The organism is Streptomyces sp. NPDC093111 (genome assembly GCF_040683955.1).
Classification (GTDB): domain Bacteria; phylum Actinomycetota; class Actinomycetes; order Streptomycetales; family Streptomycetaceae; genus Streptomyces.
Genome location: NZ_JBFBNW010000011.1, coordinates 21340 through 33598 on the forward strand (window position 1 = coordinate 21340; position 12259 = coordinate 33598).

Here is a 12259-nt window from a genome sequence, read left to right on the forward strand (position 1 = left end):
ACCGCTCCCAGTCCTGACCAGCTGTTCCGGACCAGTCACGGACCAAAATCCGCTCACCGGGCGGGTGGCGCGCCCTTGCTGGCGCGGTCCCACTCCTCCATGGACTGCTCGATGAGCCGGTTGGCCTGCTCCTGAACCCCATCGAGGAACTTGGCGTATTACCTGAACAGAACTTGGATGCTGTGCCCGGCTCGCCGCGCGCACTCGGCAGGGTCCACCCCCGAGTACAGCCAGAACGAGATGCCGGCATGCCTGAGGTCCTAGGGTCGCTTGGCCAGACCCGCCGCGAGCTCCGTGCGCGTCAGGACGCACTCTCGCGCGTTCGACCATGTGATCCCGTACGCCGACGTGTCCACGTGGTTTCCTGCCTGGTTCTGAAACACCCGCCCGTCCCGAGCCACGCCGAAGCGCTCGATGTGAGCACGCAGGACACGAACGAAGTGCGGCGGAATGGGTACAGGTCGGCTTGCCGTCGCAGCACGGCGCTTGAGCGGATGAACTTCGTACGCCTCGCCGCCATCTGTCCAGTCCTTGCCTGCGGCAACTACGCCACCCGTCAGGTTGAGCATGCCCCAGCCGGCCTCGGGCAAGTGGCCCTGTTCAAGTCGGAGATGGATCACCTCGGCCGACCGCATGGCCGCGAAGTACATGCAACCGAAGAACGCCTCCAGATGAGGACCACGCCCTCGTGCCGGAACCGGCCGCCGATCCAATCGGATCCGGCCCACCGTTCCGCCTCCCCACTCCGCCCCCGCCAGGGTGGCCAGCGGACACCGCCCGGCCCCCGCCCGGCCCACCCGGGGAAGGCGAAGAGCACATGGCTGACCAGCTCTTCCTCTCGACGGCGGACATCCTCGCCCTGCGGCCGGTGCTGATCCGCCGCGGCCTGCACCTGCGGGTCGAGTCCGGGCTGCTGTCCAGCATCGGCCTCGCCTCCGACGACCCCGGCACCCACTTGATGGTCAACGTGCTCGCAGCCGTGCTGGAGTTCCAGCGCGACATGATCTCGGAGAACACCCGCGAAGGCGTCGCCGCCGAAGCCTCCGGCAAGACGCTCGGCCGCCCCGGCGCACTCGACCCGGACCAGGCGGCGAAGGTGGTCGAGGCGTTCGGCGAAGGCACCGCTGTCAAGGCCCTCGCCCGGCAGCACCGGGTCGACCCGAAGACGATCCGCCGCATCCTGGACGCCGCCGGCGCCCGCGAACTGCCCGAGCAGCTCGACATCTCCACCGACCCCGAACAGCAGCCGGAGCCGGACCCGGTGATCACCCTCGACCTGCCCGGCCTGCTCACCGACCACCTCCTCGCCGGTGGCGACGAGACCATCCGCACCGCGCTCGCCTCCGGCCGGACCATCCACCGCAGCCAGGGCCACTCCCTCCGGATCACCGCACCGCTCGAACTCCACCGCACCGCGCTACAGCAGGCCGCCGCCCTCACAACCGACACCGCCAGCTCCGCCGAGCGCAAGGCCCACCACGTCTACGCCACCCGCATCACGGCCGCGACCTGACCATCAGGGGCTTACCGCTAACCACGTCCTGATTGATCCCCGAAGCCGTACGAGAACCGAGTCAGCGCGCCCACACCCTGACCATGATCGTTCTCAGCGCCAGCCGTGAACCGATGTTCCCCGAGGCCACCAAACGCATAGGTCAGGGCATTTGCGAAGTGAGCACTGAAGTTGGCGAGTCCCGCCAGGTAGCGCGCTCGGTCACCATGGGAACGGTTGTGCCGGAGCGCGACAGCTGTCACCTGAGCACGGCATCTGACACCGCCAGTCGACTGGGGGGCCGGGATCTACGCTGACAGCTCTTCTAATTGCACAGGGAGCAGCGTGCCGCCGTCCTTCGTCCACCGGATCACCAAGTACGACCCCGCCGACCGTGATGAGCACGGTCACTACACCGGAACTGAGGACACAGTCAGTGATCACGGGCCGGTCGAAGCGGCGTACCTGGCGGCGATCGCCGCCTTCGCGGAGGCCTCGGGCATCGACCAGTTGGAGATCCGCGAGCCCCAGGTCACCGGCTTCGTCCACTTCGACCTGGAACCACCGGCCGAGGGGCACGGCCTCGGCGAACTCTTCCCGCCCGACCTCACCGGATTCCACGACGGGGCCGAGGTCTCCCTTCCCGTCGCTCTTGAGCTTGTCCGGGTCATGCTCCGCGACCACGGCGCCTGGTGCCGCCTGGAGACGGGCGACGTGTTCACCGTGCACGTCGGGTGGGACCAGTACGTGTACGTAGGCAGCGACTGGCCTTGCGCAGACGCTGTGACCCGTACACGCGAACTCGGCCTCTTCCCAGAACCTATGCCGGCCTCCCCCTACGCAGCGCAGTTCGACGAACCGGGAGTGACGAAGGTCGCCGACGAGGCTTTCTGGGAGCGCGTGCGCACAACGCTGGACTCGCGACAGACGGCGCTCCTGGAGGAGGCCTACGTTCGCAACGCCACACGCTGGCACCGCCTCACGACGGAGAACCTCGACGTGGTGCGCGCCGGTCTAGGCCCGCGCGCCCTTCTGACCGTCTGGCCCGACCTGACTCCCGATGTCGGCGCGGTCCTCGCCTCGCTGCCGGAAGAGGGATCCGTGGAATTCGTCTGGGAGGCGCAGGACGGGACGATCAGCCACACGATCGTCGATGACACCGAGTACCAAGAGCTCGCCGCCTTGGTAGCCGAAGCGCGGGCGGCCTGTGCCCTACCCATGTACCTCGACGAACACCACCGCTGCATTGCGCCGCCCTGCCTGACAGCGACGGTGTACTGCGCGCCCGATGGTGACCACCGCCGAACGCCAGGTGACGAGAAGGCCGATCAACTCCCGATAGTGACAAGCGGCGCGCGCAGATGGTGACAACCATCCTGCTCCCTTCCATGGGTTCGTCCAGCCCGGCTGATGCCTCGGGTGACAACTAGCGCGCCCCGGCACAATCCGCCGCCTCACCCTCATCACCGAAGACCTCCGCCCCGCCGACGAGGGCGCGGCAGCTTCTTGCGTGGCCACTGACACGGCATTCGGGCCATTCGGTGGCCGGAACCAGTAGAAGAACACCTTTCCCTTCGGAATCCGGCGCTGCCCACCTCGGTGCACTGCCATGATCCACTCGCAAGGTATGTGACATTTCACATTGCTCTCAGATGAGGGCAACGGAAGAGGGAGAGACCCCATGAAGAGTCTTGCCACTGTTGCGGTCGCCGCTGCGACCCTGGCTACCCTGGCCACCGGCCAGGAAGCCGTCGCCGCGCCGACCGGGCCGGTCGGCGCCGTCGTCACCTGCGGCACCCCCGGTGCGCCCGGGATCCTACTGACCAGGGCCTGTGTCGAGGTGACCGGCAACCAGGTCCGCTTCTACGGGGTCGCAGCCACGACCAACTCCGAGTGGCAGCCCCAGCAGGTCGGTTTCACGGTCTCCGGCACGGTCGTCGGCAGCGCCCCGATCGCGCCCATCAACCCGACCGTACTCGTGCAGGCGGGCACGACCTCGGTCGGCAGCATCGTCGCCACCGCGCCGTGCGGTTCGACGGTCACCGGCAACTTCTCCGTGAACCAGTGGGGCTGGCCCCCGTCGACCGCGACCGTCTCGGCCGTGGTGTCCTGCTGACCAGAGGCTCCACCCGGCTCCAGAGCCCGCACCGAGAGCGACTCGCCGCCACCCGGTGACCCACGCACTCTGAGCCCCTGCGACAGCACCCCGCCCCGGGAACGGCACCGGAACCTCCGGACACAGACCGCCCCGGGGGCCGCAAACTCAGAGTGCGTGTGCGGGCCGGGCCGGAGAAGTCCTCACCGAGGTCGGCCCGGCAGAACCGGGCGGCCGGACCCCCTGCGCCCCGCGCCCCACCGAGCAGGAGTCGAACTGGGAAGGCCTCGGCGCCTAGCCCGCCGAGGACGCCCCGGTGACCGATGCCGCCATCGGTGGTTGAATTAGTGATCTGAGTCAGAGATTCGTCGACAGTAGGCGGCGACTTTCCCGCCGCCACGAGAACCGGCGCATCGGCAACCCCGAGACGATCAGACCGTCCGGATCCCGGACCGCACACGTCACCTCGCCGGCTCCGGTTCGCCACGTAACCGTCCAGCGACGTGCCCAGCCGTCACCGAGATCAAGGGCCGAACGCCCGGCCGCCGTCTCGACCTCGGCGGACATTTCTGCCCACTGGCACCGGTCCGACCACAACTCGCCCGGCGCCTCTTCAGTACCCGCTCGCTCGAACACGCAGGACATCGAGCCAGCCGTCACCTACTACCGAAGCCGATCTTTAACGAACAGCAGGTGACAAGAAAGCCGCTCAGCTATCGAAGGTGACAGGTAGCGCGAGCAGATGGTGACAACCACCGTGCGCCAGGCCGTAGACCTCCCCAGGCCGACCACCCCGGTCGGTGTGTCCCGTCTCAGGCAATCTGGTCCCTGTCTCAGATGCTCTGGTCCGATTCGCTCGTTGTCTCAGATGGTCTGGTCCGTTGGTGCTGGTGTCTGTCCGGTCTCACCGGACGCGTGCGCTTTCCGATGAGGCCCTGCTGCAGGTGGCGGGCTTCGATGCGACCCGGGTCGACGACGGGGTCGAGGTCCGGCGGTCATCGAGGGGCGCGATGGGGATCGCAATGTCAGTGGTGATCGTCATCATGGCTAGATGAGCAACCCGAATCTGGCCACCGGCAGTGTCTGGCGGCTCTACCGCGGCGACCACGAGGTTGCCCGGCTGGCGGTGACCGGCGCCGATTGGCCCTGGATGCACGCCGACGTTGAGACACTTCCCGGCTTTGAAGAGTTCCGTCCGCTGTTCGCGGAGCAGGAGCGGGCTGTCGACGAAGAGGCATGGGAACAGATCGACGAGTGCTACTTCCAGATCCGCAGTGCGCTCACCCTGACGTTTCCCGACGGGAATCCCGTCGCCGAGTTCATGCTGAACATCCACGACGACGGCACCGCCGGCTGGCGCTGGCACGACGAGCCCTTCGACACGGTGAACCAGTGACGCGCTGGCTTCGCTGCTTCTGGGACGAGGAGGCCGTCTGCTTCTACTTCGAGCTGGACACCGATGGGCACGTGATCCGGCAAGTCGAGTTGCAGGAGCCCGGCAGCAAGGCTCTGGCCGCTGCGTCGCTGGCGGAGTGGCAAGAAGCCCAGAGCGCCGGTCGGCTGGCTGGCTACGAGAGTGTCTACGGTCTGACTGCGGAACTACCCATCTCCGAGTGGGAAGGGCACGACCCGCAGTGGTTGTCGGCCGATGAGTTCGAGATCGTTTGGTCGACCGCCCGTCGGCAGCTTCAGGATCGTCAGCGGCGAAATCCTTCCTGAGCACGTCCACTGCTGCGGCCTCTGATCAAGAACAGTGTCGGTGAGGGGTGGCAGGCTGTGCCCATGAGTTATGACCTTGCGGTGTGGGTGGGTGAGCGGCCGGCGGATGACGCCGCTGCGGCCCTGTGCTTCACCGATCTGTACGACCGCTACATCGACACGGAGTAGCCTGCGGTTCCTCCGGTGGAGCGAATAGCGGCCTTCGTCGCGGCGCTCTTGGACCGGTGGCCGGATCTCACCGAGGACGAGGACGACATCACGCCTTGGTCGACGGGTCCGCTGATCAGGGAGGCCGGCGGCCCGCTGATCTACTTCCCCATGCGCTGGAGCATGGCGGTTGAGGCATCTGCCTACGCGGCGGGGGTTGCTTCGTCGATGGGCCTCAACTGCTTCGACCCACAGACGCGGCAACTGCGGCCCTGACGGCGGCCCGAGAGCGCGTGACGAAATCCGACTCTCGGCCACGGTGGTCCGCAGGGTGCTCCTCCCTCGCAGTAACGGGGACGGTCCCGGCAGGGCGGAGGTGTTCGTGGACGGGTCCGCAGTGGTGGCTTCCGCCCGGGAGCACTCCTCGGGCGTCGAGGTCGGGTTCGTCGGCACCGATGGCGTCGAGTGTTCCGGTCCGTTGGCGTGCTGGTGGGCAGAGCCCTTCGAGCTGGCATTGCCAATGCGGCCGTTCGCCTCGTTCAAGGGACAGAAGAACTTCACCGGCGCGTCCTGTTCTCCGTCCTTCATCCGCCCCGGATGACCGCGTCGGCGTACGGCTGGCGGATCGTCAGGGCCCTCACGACGACACCTCCAAGGTCCCGTCCGCTCCACGTTCGGCCCATGCGGTGTCAGGGCGTGGTGGTCTGGGTGTCGTCGAAGGTGGATTCCGGGATGATCGCGCGCGCAGCGACCGCCGCGGCCCACCGGTCGTCGGCGGCCGCGCTGTCCGCTGCGTCCGCGCCCCATACCCAGCGGCCGTCGTGCTCAGTGCGGTCGAGGACGGCGACGGCGTACCGGCGGGCGGGGTCGAGGGACTGGTAGAGCGGCTCGTGGGTGGTGTACGTGCCGTCGGGCGCCTTGGCGAAGGACTGGGCAACCGTCAGGTCGGTGGGGGCGGTGCCCTTGAGGGTCTTCTCGACGCGCAGGGTGGCGACGGCGACGCCGGTGGGCGGGTCGGAGGCGTCGGGGATGTAGCGGGTGCGGTCGGTGACCGTGGCGATGACGACGGTCGGCGCGTAGGCGGCGACGTACTCGGGCGTGCTCGCCTGCGGCGCGCACAGCGAGAAGACGGTGACCTCGCCGCTGGCGTTGTAGCCGTAGTACGCGGCGCCCGACACCCCGAGCGCGGCAGCGGCAGCGGCGGCGGTGATCCAGATGCGCTTCATCTTCAGCCCCAGAGCTGCTTGTAGCTGGCCGGAGCCGGGTCCTTGAGGCGGGGCGGGCGATCGCCCGGTGAGCGGCGAGCGCGCGGCAGTAGCTGCCGGACGCGGTCTCCTGGTCCTGACCGGACCGGCGGGTGCGGCCGGGGCCGGCTCTGCCGGGACACCATCGGCCGGAACCCGCTTCATCCCGTTGGACGTCCACCCCCGGCCGTTCCGGCTCCCGGGCTTTGGAGCAACCCACGGATCCACGGCCGGACGTCGAATCGCCGTGGACGGCTGGACAGCCGCCATCTGACCCGTCCGATGCCAATCGCTCCCGATCACTGCCCCTAGAGCCGAGACACCGCCTGAGCGAGCGCCCACCGGACTATTTCCGGACCAGCCCCCGCCCAAGAGCCTTACGGATCGCCGTCTTCCCAGGTCAACAAGGGTGCAGCTGATGTACCACCAGGAGACGAACGATCATCTACCACCCCGACACCGCCTCGGTGCCCGAGCAGTCCGGAGTCGTGATCAGCGGCCGGTCGTACACCATCGCCGCCGAGGTCGACATCGAGTCGGCCGACGCCGAGGGCGTCTTGTACGCCCATGGTGACATCGCCGGCGGCCACAGCCTCTACGTCAAGAACCACCGCCTGCACTAGCCTTCAACTGGGTGGGCACGCACCTGCAAATCGTGGTCGCCGACCGGGAGATCGCACAGGGCAGACACGTACTGACGGCCGAGTTCGCCGCGAACGGACGCAGCGCCGATCCGGCGATGCCGGGTGCAGCGGGAACTCTCACCCTCTACGTCGACGACCAGCTGGTGGGCAGCGGTGACATCGTCACCTAGCCTGGCTACTTCTGCCTGGTCGGATGACGGGATCTGCGTAGGACGCGACGACGCCTCGCCCGTCACCGCCGACTACCAGGCGCCGTTCCGCTTCACCGGCGGCACCATCGACAAGGTCGTCGTCGACGTCTCCGGCGAGCGCTTCGTCGACCACGAGGCCCAGGTCCGCGGCTGGTTCTCCATCGACTGACCGTAAGGCGCCGGCGTGCTGAGCCCCGTCGTGGTACGAGGCTCAGCATTCGACGTCCCGCGTGGAAGGCTGCTCCGGGAAATCGCCGACGCGGAATGTGACCTCATCCCACGAGCTGGCAGATGCTGATTCCCACCAGCCACAAGCCGCGCGCGAGTGGCACGTTTGGCATGCTCCACGGTCGCAGCACCTGCGGCGACCATGCCCCAGGGCTGGAGGGGAACTCCAGCCTGGCCGCCGTCCACGGGGAGACGCGATCCACCCGTGCAGCAGCACGGGCAGGACCCTCAGGGGGAACGCGTCGTCTCCGGCCAACGGTTGATGCAGTCGACCAGCGGCATCTTCCTCGGCTGGGAGCGGGTGGACGGGATCGACGGCAGGAAGCGCGACTTCCACGTTCGCCATCTGCGGGACTGGAGGGCATCGCCCTGTCAGGGAGGATGAATCCGAGACGCATGCAGCCGTTCGGCGAACTGCGCGGGGTCGCGCCGGCCCGTGGCACGCGCGGTCCGGCGACGGCATCGCGATCGCCGCGTACCTGGCCGGCGGCGACTCGTTCGACCGAGCACTCGCGACGTTCACGGAAACGCCTACGCCGAGCGGAACGAACGCGACCACCACGCCCTCGTCGATGCCGTGTCCGTGGGCTGGCTGCCCTCGGAGGAGCTGCCTCCCCTGGTGGGCGGCGGCACCTCGGGGAACATCGCCGGCAACACCGCCAGGAACACCACGGGAGGAAACACGTCGGCAACACCGCCGGAAACACGACCGGTGGGTCCATCACCGGGGGGGGGGAACGTCGCCGGCACGAACGGCGGCAAGCCCGGCGGGCCGCACCAGTAGACCATGCCTGACCCACCCGGCAAACGTATGCCGTCACAGCACTAAGATCACCCTCCCAAGAGTGGACAACCGTACGATTCTTTGGGGGATGAGAACGATGAACAGCACCACCCGCACCCGGAATATCGGCCGTACGGTGGCGGCAGGCGCCGCCGCGCTGGCCCTGGCGGGCACCAGCCTGCTGATGAGCGCCGGCTCTGCTTCCGCCGCGAACGGCACCTACCCGACCTACGTCATCAACAACACGAGCGGCATGTGCCTGGACGTCGGTGGCGGCAGTGGGGCCAATGGAGCGTCCGTCATCCAGTGGGCGTGCAACGGCGGCAACAACCAGAAGTGGTTGCTCCGGGACGGCCAGCTCGTCAACGCTGCAAGCGGCAAGTGCTTGGACATCCCCGGCGGCCAGGGCGCCGGCGCGCGGCTCGTCCAGTGGGCGTGCAACGGCGGCGGCAACCAGCACTGGCGCGCGATGGGCGACAACTACGGCGAGACCTACGTGAACGACGCCACCGGCGGTCTGGTGCTGGAGATACCCGGCGCCACGACGAGTGCGGGCGCCCATGCCTCCGTGTGGTACTACAACGGCGGCCAGCACCAGATCTGGCACTGACCGCGGCGCACCCGCCGGGTGGGACGGCGCCTACCCTCGGGCTTTCGCTTGGGGTCCATCCGGATCACGGGCGGGAACGCGAAAGTGCCTTCTGGGCTGGGACGATGCCCCTTGTCGAGGGGGTCTGCCGGTCCAGGCGGAAGGCGCTTTCTGCGTGCAGGGTACCGGTTCGCGTCCCAAGCTCCGCGTCTCTGCCGACGGTGCGGGGCTGGTGGGGCACGGCTGCTGTCTGATCTCGCCGATGCCACCGGGCTGACCAGCGCGTACTCCACCGCGCTGAGGCCGCTTCGGCGACGCGGCACCGGTCAAGCCCCAGGCCGGACCGCCGCCGACCGCGCGGTGATGGTGGCTGACGGCGGCGAGGCGATCGCGGATCTGGCCGCGCTGCGGGACCAGGGCGAGGTGTTCGGCCCGGTGGCCTCCACGCCGACGGCCTGACGGCTGCCGACCGCCGTCGACAAAGGCGTGTCGACGCGGTTGGCCGGGGCGGGGGAGATCGAGGACGTCTTCGACGCCGTGACGGGCCGGGGCGAGCAGGTGGGGCCAGACTCCGGCCTTGCGGCGAACGTCCTGGCGAACCGGCTGGAACGCACGGCGACGCAGGTCTCGGCGGCGGACGAGGGCGAACCGGGTCCAGGGCGAGACGCGTCTTTGATCGCCGTGATCGCGGCGTCCTTTGCGCTCGCCGCTCAGCTGCACGCCGATCACGGCGGCGTGCAGGGCACCCGGAAGGCTCTGGGCGGCGTGGCGGAAGCCATGGTCGACGCCGTTCGGGGCGTGCACGCTCTGCGCGTCGCCATCGGCGATGGGCAGGGGAGCACCGAGGAATGACCTGGAACTTGTACGCGAGGGCGTTCAGGACGTGGGAGCGGTGCAGCGGGTGCCGTCGGCGGGGTGCCTGGCTGCACAGGTCAGAACTGAGAGCAGATGTTCACGGCTGTTGTCCTGTCGCAACGAAGCCAGTCGTCCGGGCGCTGCTGAGTAGGTGTTCTGAACCCAGGGCGAATGGAGGATCCCGAAGGTCGCCTCCGTTCGTGGGGCATATGAATTGGGGTTGCGGTGGTCCGGTGAACCCGGTGAGGTACCTCCATGGACGGTGCCACGGAGCAGGCGCAACGGGCGGGGTCGGGAAAAGGCGGCATGGTCGCGCCACGACCGGCTTCATGGCACGGGCCGGCGGTGCTTGCCGCCCTGATGCTGGCCGCCTTCACCTTCAACACTGCGGAGAACCTGCCTATCGGCCTCCTGGAGGTCATCTCCGAAAACCTGCGGGTATCGGTGTCAGCGGTCGGTCTTCTGGTTACCGGCTATGGCGTGACGGTGGCCGTTGCCTCTCTGCCGCTCGCCCACGTCATGCGGGCAGTGCCCCGGCGCTACGTGCTCACGGGACTCCTGGCCGCGCTGGTCGTGTCCAGTCTGGCTGCCGCGCTGACCACTTCCTATTGGCTGCTTCTCATGGCACGGCTACTGACCGCGCTCGCTCAAGCGCTGTTCTGGGCCGTGATGGGGCCGGTCGCGGTGGGGCTGTTCGCGCCCGCGGTGCGTGGGCGTGTGGTCGGGGCGCTGTCCGTCGCTGGTTCGCTCGCACTTGTGATCGGTGTGCCCGCCGGGACCTGGTTGGGCCGTCTCAGTGACTGGCGGGTGCCAGTCGCCGTGCTTGCAGGTCTGGGGATCGTCTCTCTGTTGACGATCGCCGTTCTGCTGCCGACGTCACGGCCGGAAGAAGAGGACGCCGCCTACGGAGTCAGTCCCGACGTCCGGCGGTTCGGGATCGTGCTGGCGGCCGGAACCTTGTCCGCTGCCGGGGCGTTCGCGGGATTCACCTACATCGTGAGGTTCCTGGGCGACGTGAGCGGCTTCCCTCCCAGCACTGTGAGCGTCCTGTTCATGGCTTTCGGTGTTGCGTGTCTGTTCGGGGTGAGTGTCACCGGGGCCGTGCTGGATCGGTTTCCGCATGCCGCGCTGGCCGCTGCCGTGGCCACTCAGGCGGTGGGCTTGCTCGGCCTGTACGTGGCGGGCACCGATCCGGTGGCAGCGGTGGTGTTCTTGGTGCTGATGGGCGGTGCCGTCGGGCCGGTGTTCATGACGACCCAGAACGCGATGCTGCATTGTGCTCCAGGTCGCACGGATATCGCGCTCGCGGCGAACTCCGGCGCCTACAACGCCGGCATCGCGGCCGGCGCCGCGCTCGGAGGACTGATCCTGCCGCTTGCCGAGGTGCGGGGCGCCTTCCTCGCCGGCGGCCTGCTTTCTGTCGCGGCCTGCGCGGTGTTACTCGGCGGACGGCTGCTGCGGCTACGACCCGAACCGGCTGGGTAGACCCCTCCGTCAACGGGCTGCTGGTGGCTTCCTTGCCCAGTGACCGGTACGGCCTCTACGGATGAGGCGGCGGGGACGGTCGTCGGGCCAGTTCACGAGCTGGCCAGCGTAGGCGGAGTCGGCCCAGACCTGTGTGATCTGCGGCTGGGTGAGACGCAGGTCCCAGAGGAGTTCGCGGGCTGCGTCGCGGTCGGTCATGCTGGCGGGCGTCACCGTGATGATCACGGGCAGACCGAGGGTGTCGACGGCGATGTGTCTCTTGCGGCCGTTGATTTTCTTCCCTGCGTCGTAGCCGCGGGTCTTGCTGCCGACGGTCGAGGACGACCGCCCGGGACCACAGGCGGGGTCCGGCGTCGGCAGGCGGGACCAGGCCCGAGCCGGTGGCCCGGCGCCACGCCGCTGGAGCCGCTGCACCGCGCGCTGAACAACCGTGACGTGTTCGCCTCGCCCTCGCACCGCTGGTCCAACCCCCGGGCCCGCCTGCTGGAGGGCCCCGAGTGGGACGCGGTGTGCGAGGACGTCCTGGCGGCCCCGAGTCTGGACATGCCCCTCAAGGAGCACTTGGCGGAGCTGGTGCGGGGACTGGACGCCGGGTGGAAGCAGCTCGTCAAGCGGCTGGAGGAGGCGGGACCGGCGGCGAAGCTCTCCAGCGAGGTGCAGGACGACGGGCGGGTGAAGCTGCACGTCGACAAGCTCGGCGCCCTCGGCGAGTCGAAGTCCCTGACCTGGCTGCGCAAGCGGGTCGAGAAGATGCTCCCGAAGATCGACCTGCCGGACCTTGCCTTT

15 protein-coding genes and 4 pseudogenes are annotated in these 12259 nt (G+C 68.6%); 16 read left to right on the forward strand and 3 right to left on the reverse strand.

Translation table 11 applies throughout. The features are described 5' to 3' along the window. Window positions 1–260: 260 nt before the first annotated feature. Window positions 261–650: a hypothetical protein gene (locus AB0Q96_RS20170; RefSeq protein WP_365327232.1), complete on the reverse strand. Its 390-nt coding sequence runs from the start codon at window positions 648–650 to the stop codon at window positions 261–263. A 167-nt stretch (window positions 651–817) separates the two neighbouring features. Here AB0Q96_RS20170 and AB0Q96_RS20175 point away from each other — a divergent pair, with 167 nt between their 5' ends. From AB0Q96_RS20175 to AB0Q96_RS20205, 7 genes are all read left to right on the forward strand, one after another. Next, window positions 818–1513 carry a recombinase family protein gene (locus AB0Q96_RS20175; protein ID WP_365327234.1) on the forward strand — a complete coding sequence of 232 codons (696 nt, stop codon included), beginning with the start codon at window positions 818–820 and terminating at the stop codon, window positions 1511–1513. Between the two features lie 324 nt (window positions 1514–1837). Then, window positions 1838–2860: an RNA-binding protein gene (locus tag AB0Q96_RS20180; RefSeq protein ID WP_365327236.1), complete on the forward strand. Its 1023-nt coding sequence runs from the start codon at window positions 1838–1840 to the stop codon at window positions 2858–2860. Window positions 2861–3173: 313 nt separating this feature from the next. After that, on the forward strand, window positions 3174–3608 hold the full coding sequence (locus AB0Q96_RS20185; RefSeq protein WP_365327238.1) for a hypothetical protein: 435 nt from the start codon (window positions 3174–3176) through the stop codon (window positions 3606–3608). A 1030-nt stretch (window positions 3609–4638) separates the two neighbouring features. Then, a complete protein-coding gene (locus AB0Q96_RS20190) occupies window positions 4639–4983 on the forward strand; it encodes a hypothetical protein (protein ID WP_365327239.1) in 345 nt (114 codons plus the stop codon). Next, the gene (locus AB0Q96_RS20195; protein ID WP_365327241.1) at window positions 4980–5306 is read left to right on the forward strand and encodes a hypothetical protein; all 327 of its coding nucleotides are present in this window, start codon (window positions 4980–4982) and stop codon (window positions 5304–5306) included. The genes AB0Q96_RS20190 and AB0Q96_RS20195 overlap by 4 nt, the downstream gene beginning before the upstream one ends. Before the next feature lie 183 nt (window positions 5307–5489). Beyond that, the gene (locus AB0Q96_RS20200; protein ID WP_365327243.1) at window positions 5490–5729 is read left to right on the forward strand and encodes a hypothetical protein; all 240 of its coding nucleotides are present in this window, start codon (window positions 5490–5492) and stop codon (window positions 5727–5729) included. 106 nt (window positions 5730–5835) lie between these two features. Continuing rightward, window positions 5836–6054: a hypothetical protein gene (locus AB0Q96_RS20205; RefSeq protein ID WP_365327245.1), complete on the forward strand. Its 219-nt coding sequence runs from the start codon at window positions 5836–5838 to the stop codon at window positions 6052–6054. Between the two features lie 88 nt (window positions 6055–6142). Here the strand turns inward: AB0Q96_RS20205 and AB0Q96_RS20210 are convergent, their stop codons facing one another. Beyond that, window positions 6143–6679 carry a hypothetical protein gene (locus AB0Q96_RS20210; protein ID WP_365327247.1) on the reverse strand — a complete coding sequence of 179 codons (537 nt, stop codon included), beginning with the start codon at window positions 6677–6679 and terminating at the stop codon, window positions 6143–6145. 485 nt (window positions 6680–7164) lie between these two features. Between AB0Q96_RS20210 and AB0Q96_RS20215 the strand changes: the two genes are divergently transcribed. The 8 genes and pseudogenes from AB0Q96_RS20215 to AB0Q96_RS20250 all read left to right on the forward strand — a co-directional run bounded on the left by AB0Q96_RS20215 (window position 7165) and on the right by AB0Q96_RS20250 (window position 11473). After that, entirely contained in the window at window positions 7165–7320 is a 156-nt protein-coding gene (locus tag AB0Q96_RS20215; RefSeq protein ID WP_365327249.1) for a hypothetical protein, read from the forward strand. A gap of 11 nt (window positions 7321–7331) precedes the next feature. Then, the gene (locus AB0Q96_RS20220; protein ID WP_365327251.1) at window positions 7332–7511 is read left to right on the forward strand and encodes a hypothetical protein; all 180 of its coding nucleotides are present in this window, start codon (window positions 7332–7334) and stop codon (window positions 7509–7511) included. Beyond that, window positions 7495–7701: a hypothetical protein gene (locus AB0Q96_RS20225; protein WP_365327252.1), complete on the forward strand. Its 207-nt coding sequence runs from the start codon at window positions 7495–7497 to the stop codon at window positions 7699–7701. The genes AB0Q96_RS20220 and AB0Q96_RS20225 overlap by 17 nt, the downstream gene beginning before the upstream one ends. 201 nt (window positions 7702–7902) lie before the next feature. Beyond that, a pseudogene (locus tag AB0Q96_RS20230) lies at window positions 7903–8364 on the forward strand (DUF2252 family protein); the annotation flags it as partial. 277 nt (window positions 8365–8641) lie between these two features. Then, window positions 8642–9154 (forward strand): RICIN domain-containing protein, encoded by a 513-nt coding sequence (locus AB0Q96_RS20235; protein WP_365327254.1) that lies wholly within the window; start codon window positions 8642–8644, stop codon window positions 9152–9154. Between the two features lie 154 nt (window positions 9155–9308). Beyond that, window positions 9309–9589, forward strand: a pseudogene (locus AB0Q96_RS20240) (IS1380 family transposase); the annotation flags it as partial. 30 nt (window positions 9590–9619) lie between these two features. Continuing rightward, window positions 9620–9985 carry a hypothetical protein gene (locus AB0Q96_RS20245; protein ID WP_365327256.1) on the forward strand — a complete coding sequence of 122 codons (366 nt, stop codon included), beginning with the start codon at window positions 9620–9622 and terminating at the stop codon, window positions 9983–9985. Between the two features lie 309 nt (window positions 9986–10294). Further along, window positions 10295–11473, forward strand: coding sequence for an MFS transporter (locus tag AB0Q96_RS20250; RefSeq protein WP_365327693.1), 1179 nt, complete (start codon window positions 10295–10297; stop codon window positions 11471–11473). 87 nt (window positions 11474–11560) lie between these two features. On the opposite strand, the pseudogene AB0Q96_RS20255 reads toward AB0Q96_RS20250, so the two are convergent. Further along, window positions 11561–11833: pseudogene (locus AB0Q96_RS20255) on the reverse strand (transposase); the annotation flags it as partial. A gap of 39 nt (window positions 11834–11872) precedes the next feature. Between AB0Q96_RS20255 and AB0Q96_RS20260 the strand changes: the two are divergent. Beyond that, window positions 11873–12253 (forward strand): annotated as a pseudogene (locus AB0Q96_RS20260) (Tn3 family transposase); the annotation flags it as partial. Between the last annotated feature and the right edge of the window lie 6 nt (window positions 12254–12259).

What these genes read in the sequence shown, in the direction of transcription:
- AB0Q96_RS20190 (WP_365327239.1), top strand. Translation starts at nt 4,639, where the DNA reads ATGAGCAACCCGAATCTGGCCACCGGCAGTGTCTGGCGGCTCTACCGC.
- AB0Q96_RS20235 (WP_365327254.1), top strand. Translation starts at nt 8,642, where the DNA reads ATGAACAGCACCACCCGCACCCGGAATATCGGCCGTACGGTGGCGGCA.
- AB0Q96_RS20185 (WP_365327238.1), top strand. Translation starts at nt 3,174, where the DNA reads ATGAAGAGTCTTGCCACTGTTGCGGTCGCCGCTGCGACCCTGGCTACC.
- AB0Q96_RS20210 (WP_365327247.1), bottom strand. Translation starts at nt 6,679, where the DNA reads ATGAAGCGCATCTGGATCACCGCCGCCGCTGCCGCTGCCGCGCTCGGG.
- AB0Q96_RS20170 (WP_365327232.1), bottom strand. Translation starts at nt 650, where the DNA reads ATGTACTTCGCGGCCATGCGGTCGGCCGAGGTGATCCATCTCCGACTT.
- AB0Q96_RS20175 (WP_365327234.1), top strand. Translation starts at nt 818, where the DNA reads ATGGCTGACCAGCTCTTCCTCTCGACGGCGGACATCCTCGCCCTGCGG.
- AB0Q96_RS20250 (WP_365327693.1), top strand. Translation starts at nt 10,295, where the DNA reads ATGGTCGCGCCACGACCGGCTTCATGGCACGGGCCGGCGGTGCTTGCC.